Here is a 16,185-nt window from a genome sequence, read left to right as displayed (position 1 = left end):
GATGTTCAAACTGTCGAGCGAACTGACCTTCCCATGGCCGGTGAAGGTGATCGAGCCCAACCCGGGTTCACCCGGTGAGCTGATCGAGCGCGAGTTCGAGGTCATCTTCGCCATTCTCGATCCCGAGGTCGGCAGGAAGCGAACTGCCGAACGCCGAGCGATCCTCGCAAAGATGACGCCTGGAATGGAGCTCGACGAACTGAAGGTTATTCAGGAAGAGATCCACGCGCACGATCAGACCGCCTTGCAAGAAGTCATTCGAGGCTGGAGTTCCATTGTCGGTGACGACGACAAGCCGATCGCGTTTACCGATGTTACCTTCCGGGCAGTTACGGCCCACGAGCGCGTTCGGATCGGGCTTGTGCGTGCCTACGAAGAAGCAATTAGCCAGGACAAGGCTCGCTTGGGAAACTGATGGACGCGGCCGCTCGATGGGCAAGAGTACGAAGCGGCCGCGTCGATCGTTCCAAGGCTACCGTCGTCGACGACGACATGCAGAAGCAGTTCCGGGAACTGGGCGTAACCATCGCAATTCCGGTCGGCGACGAGGAAATGTTCGGGATCATGCCAACTGCCTGGAATAGCTTTTGCGCCTTCCTCGAATGCCAGACGCAATGGAATGCGGTCTCCGGCATGTCGGGCCTCATCTGGCTGGGTCTCAATTATCAAAGTTGCGAAGTCGTGCTGGGAGCCCGCCGGCACTCTGGCCATCGCCGCCGACCGACGTCGAAAATCCCGCCCAAGCTCCTCGATGACCTCCGGGTCATGGAGGCTGCAGCGCTCCGAGTCCTGAACGAGGCCGACTGATGGCAAACCCATTGAAGATTTCGGCTCGCGTTGAAATCGATCCATCTCAGGCCCGCCATGGCGCGACGGCTGCAAGTAGCGCGATCGCCGGGATCGGCGATGCTGCGGGCAAGTCCGCAACGGAGCTGCAGAAGCTCATCGCAACATCGACCGGCTTGCATGACGGACCGGCCAACCAGAATGCACGCGAATGGACAGGTGCACTCGCAGCGCAGGGAAAGTCGCTCGACGATCTGCGCGCCAAGTGGAACCCGCTGTTTGGCGTGATCCGTCAATACAAGGCGTCTCTGACTGAGATCCGCACTCTGCATGCGCAGGGCGCGCTATCGGCCGATGAGATGGCGAGCGCTATCTCGCGAGAACGTCAGGCAGCACTCGCCTCGATCGAGGCGCTCAAAGGACGCAATGCCGCGATCGCCGATACGCCGGCTCATCGCGGAAACGGCAGCCAGTCGTTCAATACGTCGAACCTTGCGGCGCAGGGCTTCGATATTGCGTCGACCGCAGCGTTCATGCCCTGGTACACGGTCGCTCTACAGCAAGGTCCGCAGGTCTCGCAGGTCTTCAACGACATCAGGGCGAGCGGTCAGTCAATCGGCCCGGCCGTCGCGGGTGCCTTCACGCAAATCCTCAACCCGGTCTCGCTGGTCACGATCGGCGTCATCGCTGCAACCGCTGCCCTCGTTCAGTATCTTTCCAGCGCCAGCGAGGTCAAAACCGCGGACGAGCTGCTGAAGGGGCACGCCGAGACAATTGCTTCGTTGAGAGAACGGTACGGCCAGGCCGCCTCGGGCTTGCGAGAGTATGTCAACGAAGGTCTGAGCGGAACGATCGTTGATATCCGCGACCGACTAAAAGATGCGCGTGAAAGTATCGTTGAGGCGGCAAGCGCCCGCAGTACCTACTCGACATTCATCACGCCCTTCGTCGGATCGACCGACGCGAAGATCGTCAGCGACTACCAAAACGCGTTTATCGAGCTAAGAGCCTCCATCAAAGCCGGAGAGCCTGACCTGCTTGCGTTCCGGGATGCAATGGCCCGTATCGCCGACAATGCGAATGCGCCAAAAGGCGTCCGCGACCTTGCCGAAGAAATGCGTAAGTTTGACGACGACGTGGTCCGGGTGGCCCGCTCGATCCCTGGAATGAACCAGCAGATTGGCTTGATTGAAGGCACTGCTACCGCGCAGATCGGCGCTGTCAGCCAACTCTCCTCGGCTTTGCGCGAGCTTGCCGGGATTGCGATGCCGGCGCTTACCGATCAGGAAAGAGCGCTTCGAGCCTACCAGACCGCTCTCCAGGCTGACCCGAACAGCCGATCGGCGCAGCGAGAGTACGATGAAGCTTTGCTGCGCATCTGGAACCAAAACCCCACGGTCACCAACTCCGATGGGAACACGACCAACGTGCCAATTCCCGGTGCGAAACCTATCACGCTCGGAGACAAGCCGGCGAAGCCGGACAAGTCGGTCGCGGCAACAGCCAATGCCTATCGTGACCTCGTGAAATCGGCCGACGACCGCGTCGCGCAGATGAAGCTGGAAGCCCAGCTCGCCGGCGAAACGGGCGTTGCCGCGGAAACGCTACGGTTCAAACTCGACATCCTTCAGCAGTCCGAAGACAAGGGCAGGAAGCTCACGCCACAACAGGTTGAAGCGATCAATGCGCGCGTCGAGGCGTTCAAGAAGTATGCCGAGGAAGCAGCCAAGGCCACGCTGAAGGCCGATATCCTGTTCGAGCGCGAGCAGCTCGGCCGCTCGGCGATGGATCAGCAGATCGCATCTTCGTTGAAGGGCGCTGGCCTGCCGGTTGATTTCGACAGCTACGAGGCCGGCCTGATCCGGACGAACCTGCAGCTGCAATATGCCCGCGAGCTGACCGGCGATTTCGTTTCCACTTTCGCCAGCGGCATCTCTCAGGGCAAGGGCATGTGGGAGACGCTTGGCGATGCTGCCGTCAGCGTCCTCAAGAGGATCTCTGAAACCCTCCTCAACGATGTTTTGAACAGCCTTTTCCAAGTCAATAGCGCAGCAGCTGGTGGCGGCTCTGGCGGTGGGCTCCTCGGTTCCCTGCTTGGAGGGTTTACCAGCCTGTTCGGCGGTTCGTCGGCATTCCCTGCCAAGCCCGGTGGCAGCCTCTATGATCGCGGCGGCTATACCGGACCAGGCGGCGTCCACGAGCCACGCGGCATCGTTCATGCAGGCGAGATCGTCTGGTCTCAAGCCGATATCGCCCGCGCCGGCGGCGTCCAGACAGTCGACGCCATGCGGCTCGGCCGCCGCGGCTATGACAGGGGCGGCATTGTCGGCGTACAGCCGCTTCTCTCGGCCGGGGCGTCTGGACAGGCAGGTGCCGGCATCGCGGCCTCGCGTGGCATGATCTCGCTCAAAGTCGGCCTCGACCTCGATAACAACGGCAACCTCAAACCGCTGATCAAGCAGGTGGTCGCCGACGAAGCTCCCGGCTACGCGATCGAGATCGTCAGGGATTATGACGCTGGCATGCCGGACCGCGTGGCGGCCATCAATTCCGAACCCTGGAGGCGATAATGGCCGACCCGCTAGCACTAAGCGCAGTCTTCAATAAACTCCCCATTTCCACCGTGAAGTGGGACATCCAGCGCAATGACGAACTGTCGGGAAACGGCGATGGCGATGTATGGTCCGCCGATCTTGCAGATCCGCTTTGGACTGCTGAGATCACGTTGGGACGCGGTCTGCATAGCGAACTGAAGCAAGCCGCAGCCATCCTTCGTGCGCTCGATGGCTCGCGCCAGGCGTTCATGTGCTGCGATCCACTTTCGCTATTTCCTCAGGCTGATCCGAAAGGCACGATCCTCGGTTCGGCGGCTGTTGCGGTCCGCGTTGTCGACGCCGATCGGCGCGTGCTCCGCGTCAAAGGCTTGCCCGTCGGCTACACCCTCACAGTCGGAGACAAGCTCCAGATTACGCAAGGCTCGCTGCGGCGCTTTCATGAGATCGGAGCGACTGTCGCGGCGTCCTCGACTGGACAGAGCGACTTATCGGTCTTCCCTCGACTTCCGCTGACACTAGCTGTGGACGCGACAGTCACGCTTATTAGGCCGTCTTGTCCGGTCATTGTTGCTCCGGGCAGCCACGACCCCGGCACTGGTCGTCATACGATCACTGAGGGGGCCACGTTCAAGGTTCTGCAGAAGAAGAGGACTTCCTGAATGCGCAATCAGCCCCTCGCTGTCACAGCCGCACTTTCATCTGTTCCGGCTACCGGCATCGCGACACGGAAAGCCGTCTGGATCGTTGCCAAGAACCGCGAGACCGGCGCGCCACAGGAGGCAGGCTTCTGGGCCGGAGATGAGGACGTCAACCTGACGGTTATTCGCGGGGCCGACAATGTCCTGGTCACGAGGCCTTACTTCGGTGCCTCCAATCTTCTGTCCATCAGCGACATTCCGCGCGTCTCCGACCTCACCGCGCAAACGGTGACGATCGACCTTTCCCAGATCGCTGATGCAGTCCAGGCGTTGTTTCGAACTCACGACCTGCACCGCGCACAGGTCGAGGTCCACGAGATCGTTCTTTCGCCAGTAACCGGCCAGCCAGCCGCTCCTGACCTGCCCGTCTTTCTCGGTATCGTTGATGGCGCTCCGATACGCACACCCCGCGCCGGCGGCCAGGGAGCGGCCACGCTGAAGGTCGTCTCGGAGATGATGATGATGATACGGCGAACAAACCCCGAAAAGGGATCGTACGAGGCGCAGCGCCTCCGACAGAACGACGAATTCAACCTTTATGCCGGCGTTGTCGAGTCCTGGGAATTGTCCTGGGGCCAGTGACGTAGTACCCCGTCCGAAATCGGACGATAAGGAAAACTCCCGCGCGCGTGCAAGGTGCGCGCATGGCTCTTACCCGTCTCCCAGATTGGCGACGCCGCTACGAAGCGACGATCGACGACATCAAAACCCGCCCTTTCAAGTGGGGAGTGCATGACTGCGGGCCGGGCCTTGCCGGCCGGCTCGTACTGGCGATGACCGGCGTCGACCTCTCGGCAAACTTCTCCGTCGACTACACAGATGCCGCCAGCGCCGCCCGTAAAATCCGAGACCTCGGCTTCTCCAGCCTCGGTGAGCTGGTCGGCGCGCTTCTGCCAACCATCCATCCCAGCCAAGCAGAGATCGGCGATGTCGCGGCTCTCCTGATGCCTGGTCCGATTGGTCACGCCCTCGGCGTCGTGAACGGCGAGCGGATCTTCGTTCTCACCGATACAGGCATCGGTACTGTCGATCTTCTCGACGCCGTTTCCTGCTTCAAGGTCGGATAACGCATGATCCGCTCGGCCTTTCTTGCCCTCGCCCTCTTTCTCATTCTGGGCACCTCTGCAGACGCCGGTCCCGTTGCGGGCGCTGTTGCCGCGATCGGCGGCCTGATCAGTGGCGCGGGCGCTGTAGCGGGTCTCGTAAAGATCGGCCTGGTCGTCGCTGCCAACTTCGGTATGAGCCTGATCCAGCAGGCTCGCGCGCGCCGCGCTGCCCGCAAGAACCAAAGGTCCGCTGGCGTCACCCTTTCCGTCCAGGTCGGCGACACGGTTCCACGCTCATATCTTATCGGGACGAGAGCCACGGCCGGCATCCGGCGCTACATCGGCACATGGGGACGCGCTTCGAAAACCCCGAACGCCTACCTGACCGACGTGCTCGAAATATCCTGCCTGCCGAGCCATGCCGGCCCGAAGGGGCTGGACGCTGTATGGATTGGCGACAAGAAGGTGACGGTCCTCTGGGACGAACCGCACGAAGACGGCCTCGGCTATCCGGTCGGCGAGTACCGAAAAGACGGCAAAGACTATCTCTGGATTAAATATCTGGACGGTACGCAAACTGTCGCCGATCCTTTTCTCGTCGCAACGTTCTCAGGCGGAGACCGGCCGTTCAAGTCCACGATGATCGGACGCGGCTGTCAGGTCGTCATCCTCACGGCAAGAATTAACGAAGACTTGTTCAAGTCCGGTCAGCCACAGGGCCTCTATCAGCCGAAGCCAATGCGGCTCTACGATCTTCGAAAGGATTCGACCAACGGCGGCGTGGGGACACATCGCTGGAGCGAGCCGACAACGTGGGAATCCTCCGATAATCTAGGCGTGATGAGCTACAACATCGCTCGCGGCATCTATTACGGCGGCCGCTGGCTCCATGGCGGTCGCAACTTCGCGCAGCACCGACTGCCCGCCTCGTCGTGGATCGCCGCACTGAATGAAGCCGATCGACAAGTCAACGGCCGTCGCCAGTTCAGAGGCGGGCTTGAGGTTTACGTCGACCAGGACGGCCTCGATGTCATCGAAGACCTGCGGCTGGGATGCGCCGGCCGCGTCGCCGAGGTCGGCGGTATTTTGAAGATGCTGATCGGCGCGCCGGCGGCCGCCGTCTACAGCTTTACCGACGCCGAACTCGTCATTACGCGCGACCAGGACTTCGAGCCGTTCCCCACCATCTCTGCCACGCACAATACGATCACGGCGACCTATCCAGAGCCAGCCCAGCGATGGGCCGAGAAAGACGCACCGGAACGCAGTTCGCCAGCCCTTCTCACTCGTGATGCTGGCGAACGTCTTCCAATCACGTTCCAGTTCGACGCGGTCTCAATCGCCGACCAGGTGCAGTGCCTGATGTCGACGATGATCGACGAGGAGCAGCGCTGGCGCACGCATGAACTCGTACTTCCGCCCGATGCCTCTCCGCTTGAGCCGAACGACGTCACCGCCTGGTCGAGCGTGCGAAATGGCTATGCGAACAAAAAGTTCGTTGTGGAGCGGGCAGTTGCTCTACCTGGGCTGCTGCAGAAAGTGCTGCTCAAGGAACTCGACCCCACAGACTACGATCCACCGGAGTTCACGTTCCCGCCAGTCACTGGCCCCTCAGGGCCGATCAATCCGCCAGTACAGGCCACATTCGGCTTCAACGCCCAGCCGGCCGAGCTGGTCGATGGCGAAGGCGGCTCGCGCCGGCCCTCGATCAAGGTCAGCTGCGCGGCCGACCAGGACGACGTCGCTCGACTATGGGTGCAGGTCAGGCTGAAAGCTTCAGGCCAGAAGGTCTATGACGCCGACGAAACCCGTTACGGCGACCCCTTCGAATGGATATTGAATGCAATTTTCCTGCCCTTCACAATCTATCAGGTGCGCGGGAAATTCGTGCCTATCTCGAAGCGGGAGACCGCTTGGTCCGACTGGATCGATGTTCTCACTCCAAACATCCGCCTGACGGGCTACGACTTTCTCAACGAGTCGATCACGGCCGAGAAAATCGCCAACGCCGCGGTGACGGCCGACAAAATCATGAACGAGGCGATCACCGCCTTGAAGCTTGCCGACAAGGCAGTCTCGACGGCGAAGCTCTCGGTGGGTGCAGTGACGGCCGAAGTCCTCGCAAGTCAGGCTGTCATTGCCGACAAGCTTGCCAATGGCGCGATCACGGTCGCAAAGTTTGCCGCTGGCATCCAACCCGTATCGATCGCCACGGGCAGCGCGCTCCCTATCACCAAGACCACCGACGTCATTACCTTCGGCGGGAAACTCTACCGCTGGGATGGTACCAAATACACAGCGTCTGTTGGCAACGCCGATATCTTGGCCGGTGCGATTGATGCGACGAAGTTTGCAAACGGACTCGAGCCCGTCACGATCGTCAGCGGTTCCACTCTTCCTGTTGCGAAGACGACGACCAACATCGTCTTTCAGGGCTCGCTCTACACTTGGGACGGCAGCAAATATTCAAAACCAGATTTCGGGATCGCTGACGGCTCAGTCACCGCCGCAAAGATCGCAGATGCAGCCATCACTGCTATCAAGCTGGCATCTGGCGCTGTAACAAATGAGAAGCTTTCCGCGAATTCAATCTACGGAAACGTCATCGCGGCCAACGCGATTACGGCGCGTGAGCTGGTCCTTACAGACTTCACCAACCTCTTTAACGACTATGATCTGACCGCCACGGCAACGTGGACCGGCAACATCGATCGAATGACCGTCACCGGCACGGCAGACGCCAACGGTGGCACGAACGAAATCCGCTTCTCACCAGCGGCCGCCGACGACACGTTGACGGTCTATAGCAATTGGACACCCTGCGAACCAGGAGCTGAATACTGGGGCGAAGTGGCTCTTCGAACCGGGACCGACACTACAGCTGACGTTCGCATCCAGTGGGGATCGGTCAGTGCCGCGGGGGCGGTCGCTGCCCTTGCAGGTGCGCCAACGATAGCAAGCAAAACGAACAGCTCGGCTAACGGTCGCGTTGGGGCTTCGCTTACCGCACCGGCCGATGCCAGGCGGTTCCGCTTCGTCTTCCGCCGGAGTGGAACCGGATCAGGTGTTGCGGTCTTTTCCGGGCCGCTTCTGAAACGGAAAAACAATGCTAACTTGATTGTTGACGGTGCCATCACTGCGCTTCAGCTCGCTGCAAACGCCGTAACTGCCGATAAGATTCTTGCCAACTCGGTCACCACAGCCGCTCTCGCCGCTGGCGCAGTGACTGCGGAGCAGATCGCTGCTAATGCGATCACAGCTAAGCAGCTATTGCTGGTCGATTTCTCCAATCTGGTGGTCAACGGCGATTTTTCGCAAGGACTTGATGGATGGAACGCGAACGCCGGATACAGTGTTCGAGCGGAAACCGCTGTCGGCGGCGTAGTGGACCGTTACGCTCAGATCTCGCCAACCACGACTGGCACATTTTCCCTGATCCAGGGTAATCAATTCCCTGTAACACCTGGCGAGGAATATTACGTCGAGGCATGGGTAAACGGTTCTAGCGGATCTGGCGGAACCTTCCGTGTGGAATTGCAATTCCAGGACACGACTATAACCGGCAACGCTTACGCTCGCATTCCAGACGTGACATTCACCAACGGACGCGGCTGGGTGAAGATGACGGGCCGCATAGCTGTTCCTGCCACAGTCAACAGCAACCCCACTGTCAAAGCCAGGCTCTACGTAAGCTTCAGAGACGTGACGGCGACATCTGGAGCGTCTGTGCGTGTAGCCAATGTGTTCCTGCGTCGCGCCAATAATGCCGAGCTTATCGTCGACGGAGCTATCAGCGCCGACAAGATCGCAGCGAATGCAATCACGACAGCGAAGATCCAAGCTGGGGCGGTGTCCGCCGATCAGGTTGCCGCAAACGCAATCACAGCAAAGCATCTCGTCATCACCGATCTACAGAACCTGATCCAGAACGGCGCTTTCGCCTCAGGCGATGCAGCGAGCTGGAGTGCGCCGGCGGCTGGGTACGGTGTCCGTGCTCGCGGGTCGCAAGGCAGCACAGCAAACGTCAACATGCCCGCCCCTTTCGCAGGCTATGTGGCAGCCGGCTCCGGCTCCTTTCGATGGTATCCCAATGCGGGCGTAACGATCGAATGCAAGGAAGGCGACGAGTTCTTCTTCACAATAGACGTCGCGATCTCCGGCACGGTCAACGATACCGCTGCCCAGTTCCGCCCTCTTGCGGTTTACGCCGATGGCACCACAGCCAATAACAACAACTTCTGGACTGGCCTCAGCACTGTTTGGAAGACCTTCACTTACGTTTGGGTGGCACCTGCAGGCGCGGTGGGCTTCAAGCCCTCTATCCAGTTCAATGCCAATCCGGACGGCTACATCCTGTTCACGAATTTCGCAGTTCGGCGCAGAAATACGGCCGAGCTGATCGTCAATGGCGCCATCATTGCCGATAAGATTGCCGCTAACGCTGTCACGACTGCCAAGATCAATGCCGGCGCGGTAACGGCGACAGAGATCGCGTCCAACGCTATCACCGCTGTAAAGATTGCTGCCGGAGCCGTCACCGCTGACAAGATCGCGGCAAATTCTGTGACGGCGGATAAGATCGTAGCCAACTCGATCACGTCCAAACAGCTCTACCTGACGGACTTCTCTAACGTATTCGTCGATTACGACTTTGTTGATCCTGCCGCCTACACTGGATCGTCTCCGACCATCACTTTCCGAGGGAGCGGGACAGCAAATCGCGGCAAGAACGAGATGCTGATAAATCCGCAGAGTTCTGGACAGGATGTGAGCAGCTATTCGGATTATTACACTCTCGAAACGGGCGGTAACTTCTACGCCGAAGTTTCCATCTCCACGGACAACGTTGCTGGTGCTCGCGGTCGCTGTGAAATCCAGATCTACACTGTCGACTCCTCGTCCGTTTACACCCTCACGAGGACTATCGTCGTCTCAGACAAAACGCAGTCGACATCGACAAGCCGACAGGGTGCGAATTTCGATCTAACCGGTTCAGAGCGTGTCGTCCGTGTCAGGTTTCGTCGCCTTGGAGACGGAACGGGTAAAGTTTCCATTGGCGGCATGATGATCCGTCGCAGGCAGTCGGCCGAGCTCATTGTCGATGGCGCAATCACTGCTGACAAGCTCAGCGTCAATAGCTTGTCAGCTATCTCGGCAAACTTCGGCGACGCGTTCTTCTCGGGCTACGCTCGATCGGTAAACGGCAAGATGGTCCTCGACTTCAACAACGGCGGGATCGAGATATTCTCATGACCAGGATCCGGATCGGCCGCGATAGCACAGGCGTCGCCTGCGTGAAGATCACGAAGGGCAACATCAACCCCTACACCGAGCCGGATGCCAACCGGTCGTCCTTCTACTATAATTCCAAGTGGCCGAACGACGTGAAGCTGACGCTGACGGATAGCACTCCGTTCCAGACTGGCAGCAGGTACGTGCCATCCAATGCGAACATCAACAACTATCAAAAGGTGCTTCAGGCACCGTACGTGGGCTCTGCTGCGGTCAAGGATATCGGTGTCCGCAACACGTTCTTCGGCGATGCGCTGACCTACAGCCTGCCGCTTTTCGACGTCAAACGCCGGCGCTTGTCTGATGGAAAGTACACGGAGCTGCTTCGAGTTCGACGGGAAGGCAACGAAGGATACGGAGGGGCAGAACCCGGCTACTTCGAAACCTCCGATCGCGGACAGAGCGCCTGGTGGGAGGACCGTCCGGATGCGAGCAGCAACAGCTTCGATGTGATAGGAGCGCTTGGAGCCGGTCTCCTCTATCCTGGTCATAGCTACGGAACAGCCGACGCCAATCTGATCGAGAAAGAAGTCATCGTCTGGCGTTTGCCCGGCGACAACACTGCTCTGCGGGATGCCGCGACCAAGGCACCCGTCGCAGGTCAAAAGAGCATCGAGATCAACAAGAGTTATTGCCGGGTTGCGAAGCCTGGCTATGACGTCCGCACCGCTTCCGACACCCAACTCGCATTCGACAGTTCCGGCCGCCCGCTCGCATCGATCGCGGCCGACGACATCAATCTTCCAGCAGGGGTCAGCCAATACGAGCTTGGAATCGCCGTCACGGCCAACACGCTCGCCGATCTCTTTCTCTATGTCGACGACGTGATCACGTTTCCCATGAGCCGCTTCGGCCGAGCGCTGGTCGCCGAATACTGGTTCAGTGGCACCAAGCTCTACATCGACAACAAACAGTCCACCGCCTGTCGCTGCAGGTTCGTTGTGTTCGCCAATGATCGAGCACCGCTTTCGTCCGGAAGCTACAACGTGATCCGCAAGCTGTCGGTTGGCGGAGAGAACGTCGTCCAATTTCTGAGACCAGGTGCAGGCAACCCTCCAGCCCTGCGCGACATCGTCCTCGACAGCCGATGGCCTGCGCTTCAGATCCTGGCCGAGGGGTATCAATCAATTGCTGCTGTGGGCGAGCGTGAACCGCCTGGTGGCGTCAACGCGGGCCAATCCTTCAGCGTCGACTTCAACAGCGCCGGCTTCTTTCCGATCATCAAATACATGACCGTCCACCAGCACAGGTCATTCGGGAAATGCGTGAAGTTCCCGCAGACGCTCATCACCGAGAACTACAACGGTGACAAGCAATACCATCAGGCGAATTCGACCTACTGCCAACTCAGCAACAGCCGTGCGACCTTCTACACGTTCAACGGCAATCCCTATGCGGAGCGCTACAATGACAAGTGGGTCTTCGACTACGTGCCCGATCCCATCGTCGGGATCCGGTATTTCATCCTCGGCATCGCGACTTAACGGAGACGGACGATGTATCGCATCGATAGCATGTACGAACCCATGGCAGAGGCCGTGGTCAAAGCTCACCAGGCGCAGACAGTGGAACGGTGGGTAGCAGCTGCAGCCTTCTGGCTGGGTCGACAGCAAGTCTTCGGCGAGTCGAACTTCTGGTTTGCGGTCGCCGCGAAGGTCACCACGCTTTTGCCGGCCGTCGATCGTGCCGCCATCGAAGAGCAGCTTAGCAAGCAGGAAGATCTGCTCCTCGATAGCGTTGGAGACTGGCCGGCCATTTCAGAAGGCCTGCAGAGTGTCGTCAACTCCTGGACACCTGAGCTCAAGGAAATCGACCTCGATGCGGTTCGCTTGGAGGCCGTCGACCGGGTCGATCGCGGAGCTGAGGCGTTCCGTATGACATTCATCACGCCGGGCTTCGGTCAGGTCATGGTCTACCAGCAGAAGCTTGCAGAGGCGCGGGCGAAAGTCGCCAACCCCTCGGTTGCCGATGCCGAGATCCCGCATATCGTTGCCGAGGCGTTGGCGACTAGCAAAACGAAGGCGGAAGTAGCGCACGACGTGGTGGAGACGTTCGAACGCTGGCAGCTCGTATCGGCTTCGATCGAAGGCAAGCGTATGGCTGCCAAGGCTGCGATCGCCGCGGCCGAGACAGCTGAGGCGGTAAAAGCGGCTTCGGCGGTCGACTGGTCTTACGAGTAGGAACCGCCGCCATGTCCATGCTCACAACGTCGCTGAAGCGTCGCATTGAAGCCCTGCAGAATGAATGCGACCTCCTTGCTCAAGGCATGGATAATTTGTCGCTTCAGCTGCAGGAAGCCTACCATCATTTGAAGGACCACGAGCCAGCTTACGTGGCTCGGCAGATGGGACAGCCGATCCCGGAGACGCCGGACGACATTGGCCCTGAGCTCCATCCACCTGAAGAGTGAAATGGCAGCCCGGAGATACCGGGCGGTTGGGGCCCACGAGCACCCCAAGCGACAGGCCTTAGTTTGGAGACCAGACCTGTCCGACAGCAACTTCCATGACCGTCGCACCCGTACCCCGAGGGGCAGTGGACCGTGACAAGATTCGGATTAATATTTCATGGACAACGAGGGCCTCAAGCCGGTCGAACCTGTAAACCCTGCCGCCCCATACATCGGCGGCAAACGGCTTCTCTCGAAGCAGATAATCCAGCGGATCAACCAGATCCCCCATTCGGCCTATGTCGAACCGTTCGTGGGCATGGGCGGCGTATTCCTTCGTCGCAACCAGCAGCCTCGCCTGGAGGTCATCAACGACATTAACGGCGAGGTGGCGAACCTCTTCCGCATCCTGCAGAGGCACTATCCGCAGTTTATGGAGACGTTGCGCTTCCAGATCTCGTCGAGGCGCGAGTTCGAAAGACTATCGCGCACTGATCCGTCGACACTCACTGATCTGGAGCGCGCTGCGCGCTTCCTTTATCTCCAGCGCCTGGCGTTCGGCGGCAAGGTTTCAGGCCAGAACTTCGGCGTTACGATGCTGGGAGGCCGGTTCAACCTGACGAAGCTCGCGCCGCAGCTTGAGGACATTCACGAGCGCATGGCGGGCGTCGTGATTGAGAACCTGCCATGGCAGAAGATCGTTGAGCGCTACGATAGGCCAGGGACGCTGTTCTACCTCGACCCGCCGTACTGGGGGAATGAAGACGACTACGGCAGGGCCGTGTTTACCCGAGCAGACTTCGAAGAGATGGCGGAAGTGCTCGGCTCGATTCGAGGGCGCTTCATTCTGTCTTTGAATGCGGTTCGAGGCGTCTTCGAAACGTTCTCGAAGTTTCAGATCGAGGAGGTCGATTGCTCCTATTCCGTTGCCGGTCGAGGACATAGCAAAGCAGTCAAAGAGGTGATCATCAGCATTCAGACCTGACGCACTGGCACCGTCCTCAGCCAATCACAGTTGTTTAACTATGGGGCATTTAGAAATACACTCTTGAATGAAAGGTGATTTGCCATGGCCGAATTGACCAAGATCGAATGGACCGACCGTACGTTCAACCCTTGGACGGGTTGCACCAAGATTAGTCCCGGCTGCGACAATTGCTACGCCGAGGGTTGGTCCAAGCGGTCTGGCCACGTAAAATGGGGAAACAATCCCCGAAAGCGGACCACGGATGCTTATTGGAAGGCACCGTTGACGTGGCAGTCGCAGGCCGCAGCGTTCTTCCGTGAGCACGGTCGCCGTCAGCGTGTGTTCTGTGCTTCACTCGCTGATGTCTTCGACAACCAGGTCGATCCACAATGGAGAGACGACCTCTTCGGCCTCATCCGTGAGACGCCGGATCTTGATTGGCAACTGCTCACCAAGCGCCCGCAGCAAATCAGAAAGATGTTGCCGGCTGATTGGGGAGCCGAAGGGTATCCTAACGTATGGCTTGGGTTCACTGCTGAGGACCAGTTGCGATTTGACCAGCGAAAGTCCTTCATTTCGTCTATTCCAGCGCGAGTTTGGTTTGTCAGCTATGAGCCAGCGATCGGACCTCTGCGTATCGCTGCCAATGACCCTAAGCCAAACTGGCTGATTATCGGGGGAGAAAGCGGTGGAGGAGCTCGGCCAATGGACGCCCGTTGGGTGGAAGACGCTCTCCTAGACTGTGAGGCCTACAACATCGCGGCTTTCTTCAAGCAATGGGGTAACTATGCCAATAACCCGTTGACGGGCAGCCCTTCGATGAGCCGAGTGGAACAGAAGCAGGCCGATCCCTTCGGCAAAGGCGGCGGTCTAGTCGATGGCGCTCTCGTGAGAGACTTCCCCCTTGGATTGCGCCGGTCTGGTTGACAACCAAGGGCTTTGAGAGTGGCATACGCCATGACCAATGATTCTCTGTTCCAAGATCTGCCGCACCAGATGGCGCCCGTCTCAATCATGCAGGCCGGCGTCGATCCGGTTTGGACTGAGCATAAAGCAAAGCTCATTGCCCGGTATCTCCGCTACTTTGTGTTCATCACAAAACATGGCTGTTATGTCGATGGGTTCGCCGGCCCCAAGAATAAAGATCTGGCGGACAGTTGGGCAGCCGAGTTGGTCGTGAACTCAGAGCCACGGTTCCTAAAACAGTTTTTCCTCTGTGATCAGGACCCGGGACAGGTCAGCGCGCTTCAATCACTTGTTTCAAGCCAACCATCCGCGCCGAAGAGAACCTTTCAGGTACTGCCCGGCGACTTCAACGCGACCGTAGATCAGGTACTCGATAGCGGTGTCATTGGAGAAAAGACCGCTACTTTCTGTTTGCTAGACCAGTACAGTTGCGAATGTCATTGGGAGACGGTCAGAAAGCTCGCTCGACACAAAGGGGACGGTGCGAACAAGATTGAGCAGTTCTACTTCCTTGCAACTGGATGGCTCGGGAGATCACTTGCAGGTTTCAAATCGGGCAATCCAGTCCCTGACAACTGGTGGGGCAGCAGCGACTGGCTCGAACTGCAAGGCCTGAGCGGCGATCTGATTGCAATAAAGATGGCCGAACGTTTTCGGGATGAGCTCGGCTATCGGTTCGTTCGCCCCTGGCCGATTTATAAGCGCGAAAAAGGGAAAGGTAGGATCATGTTCCACATGATCCATGCCAGCGACCATCCAGAAGCTCATAAGTTGATGAAACGCGCCTACAAGCATGTCCTCGACGTCCCTGAGAGCGAAGAGCAACTAAACCTGGAACTGGCAGGACAACTAACCAAGTAAGCGAGCGCTAAGAAACCCTAGAGGCTCAATCACTGCGTCCCCTTCGAGCAGTCCCGCCGTTTAATCCACAAATTCGATTCGCAGCGTCCTGCCAATGACCAGCAATATAATGCCAGCAAGCGAGGCAACCGATGTGACAAGCGTTAGAAACAGAGCGACTTTCCAGCGACCGTAGTGACTATCGTAGGCACTCAGCTCAACGATCAACCACCAGAACGACAACCCGCTGATCACTGGCATCAGCAATAATAGACCCGCACCCCACTGGCCGGCTTTATTCAGGGTAGGTGTAGCAACAATCTTTCTCACGAGTGACCCCACAATTAAACTAGCGGGAACAGACCAGACGAGATGAAAGCTGTCCATGCCTATTATGCGTGAGAACTTCGACAAGCGCCGCGAACCGCTTCTGGAAAATAAAATTTCCGGAACCTCGTGACAAAATTCCGGAAATTCGCGTCCGGCTACAACTGCGATGAAAAACAATGGTGGGCCCGGAGAGACTCGAACTCCCAACCAAGCGGTTATGAGCCGCCGGCTCTAACCATTGAGCTACAGGCCCTGCCCTTTGAAGGCATGACGACTGGCGCAATGGTTCGCCGGTCGCAAGGGTCCGTCTAGCTCA

14 protein-coding genes and 1 tRNA gene are annotated in these 16,185 nt (G+C 58.8%); 13 read left to right on the top strand and 2 right to left on the bottom strand.

What is annotated here, in order from left to right:
* Nucleotide 1: 1 nt before the first annotated feature.
* The 13 genes from BLW69_RS05570 to tcmP all read left to right on the top strand — a co-directional run bounded on the left by BLW69_RS05570 (nt 2) and on the right by tcmP (nt 15,560).
* Nucleotides 2-415: a hypothetical protein gene (locus BLW69_RS05570; RefSeq protein WP_092660454.1), complete on the top strand. Its 414-nt coding sequence runs from the start codon at nt 2-4 to the stop codon at nt 413-415.
* Nucleotides 415-807, top strand: coding sequence for a DUF1799 domain-containing protein (locus tag BLW69_RS05565; protein WP_092660452.1), 393 nt, complete (start codon nt 415-417; stop codon nt 805-807). The genes BLW69_RS05570 and BLW69_RS05565 overlap by 1 nt, the downstream gene beginning before the upstream one ends.
* Complete coding sequence (locus BLW69_RS05560; protein ID WP_092660450.1) at nt 807-3,356, top strand: phage tail length tape measure family protein; 2,550 nt, start codon at nt 807-809, stop codon at nt 3,354-3,356. Before BLW69_RS05565 ends, BLW69_RS05560 begins: the two co-directional genes overlap by 1 nt.
* Entirely contained in the window at nt 3,356-4,000 is a 645-nt protein-coding gene (locus tag BLW69_RS05555; protein WP_092660448.1) for a hypothetical protein, read from the top strand. The genes BLW69_RS05560 and BLW69_RS05555 overlap by 1 nt, the downstream gene beginning before the upstream one ends.
* Nucleotides 4,001-4,621 carry a hypothetical protein gene (locus BLW69_RS05550; protein WP_092660446.1) on the top strand — a complete coding sequence of 207 codons (621 nt, stop codon included), beginning with the start codon at nt 4,001-4,003 and terminating at the stop codon, nt 4,619-4,621.
* A 62-nt stretch (nt 4,622-4,683) separates the two neighbouring features.
* A complete protein-coding gene (locus BLW69_RS05545; RefSeq protein WP_092660444.1) occupies nt 4,684-5,106 on the top strand; it encodes a DUF6950 family protein in 423 nt (140 codons plus the stop codon).
* 3 nt (nt 5,107-5,109) lie between these two features.
* Nucleotides 5,110-10,338, top strand: a complete 5,229-nt coding sequence (locus tag BLW69_RS05540) for a carbohydrate binding domain-containing protein (RefSeq protein WP_092660442.1) — start codon at nt 5,110-5,112, stop codon at nt 10,336-10,338.
* Nucleotides 10,335-11,861, top strand: coding sequence for a hypothetical protein (locus BLW69_RS05535; protein WP_092660440.1), 1,527 nt, complete (start codon nt 10,335-10,337; stop codon nt 11,859-11,861). The genes BLW69_RS05540 and BLW69_RS05535 overlap by 4 nt, the downstream gene beginning before the upstream one ends.
* A gap of 12 nt (nt 11,862-11,873) precedes the next feature.
* Nucleotides 11,874-12,557 carry a hypothetical protein gene (locus tag BLW69_RS05530; protein ID WP_092660438.1) on the top strand — a complete coding sequence of 228 codons (684 nt, stop codon included), beginning with the start codon at nt 11,874-11,876 and terminating at the stop codon, nt 12,555-12,557.
* An 11-nt stretch (nt 12,558-12,568) separates the two neighbouring features.
* Nucleotides 12,569-12,787 (top strand): hypothetical protein, encoded by a 219-nt coding sequence (locus BLW69_RS05525; RefSeq protein WP_092660436.1) that lies wholly within the window; start codon nt 12,569-12,571, stop codon nt 12,785-12,787.
* A 157-nt stretch (nt 12,788-12,944) separates the two neighbouring features.
* The gene (locus BLW69_RS05520; RefSeq protein WP_092660434.1) at nt 12,945-13,751 is read left to right on the top strand and encodes a DNA adenine methylase; all 807 of its coding nucleotides are present in this window, start codon (nt 12,945-12,947) and stop codon (nt 13,749-13,751) included.
* 84 nt (nt 13,752-13,835) lie between these two features.
* Nucleotides 13,836-14,660, top strand: a complete 825-nt coding sequence (locus BLW69_RS05515; RefSeq protein ID WP_092660432.1) for a DUF5131 family protein — start codon at nt 13,836-13,838, stop codon at nt 14,658-14,660.
* A 30-nt stretch (nt 14,661-14,690) separates the two neighbouring features.
* Nucleotides 14,691-15,560 (top strand): three-Cys-motif partner protein TcmP, encoded by an 870-nt coding sequence (gene tcmP, locus BLW69_RS05510; RefSeq protein WP_092660430.1) that lies wholly within the window; start codon nt 14,691-14,693, stop codon nt 15,558-15,560.
* A 60-nt stretch (nt 15,561-15,620) separates the two neighbouring features.
* On the opposite strand, the gene BLW69_RS05505 is transcribed toward tcmP, so the two are convergent.
* The gene (locus tag BLW69_RS05505; protein WP_139283798.1) at nt 15,621-16,046 is read right to left on the bottom strand and encodes a hypothetical protein; all 426 of its coding nucleotides are present in this window, start codon (nt 16,044-16,046) and stop codon (nt 15,621-15,623) included.
* A tRNA-Ile gene (locus BLW69_RS05500) sits at nt 16,047-16,122 on the bottom strand.
* Between the last annotated feature and the right edge of the window lie 63 nt (nt 16,123-16,185).

The organism is Rhizobium sp. NFR12 (assembly GCF_900108545.1).
Lineage (GTDB): Bacteria > Pseudomonadota > Alphaproteobacteria > Rhizobiales > Rhizobiaceae > Neorhizobium > Neorhizobium soli.
This window is presented reverse-complemented; position numbering and strand designations above follow the sequence as displayed.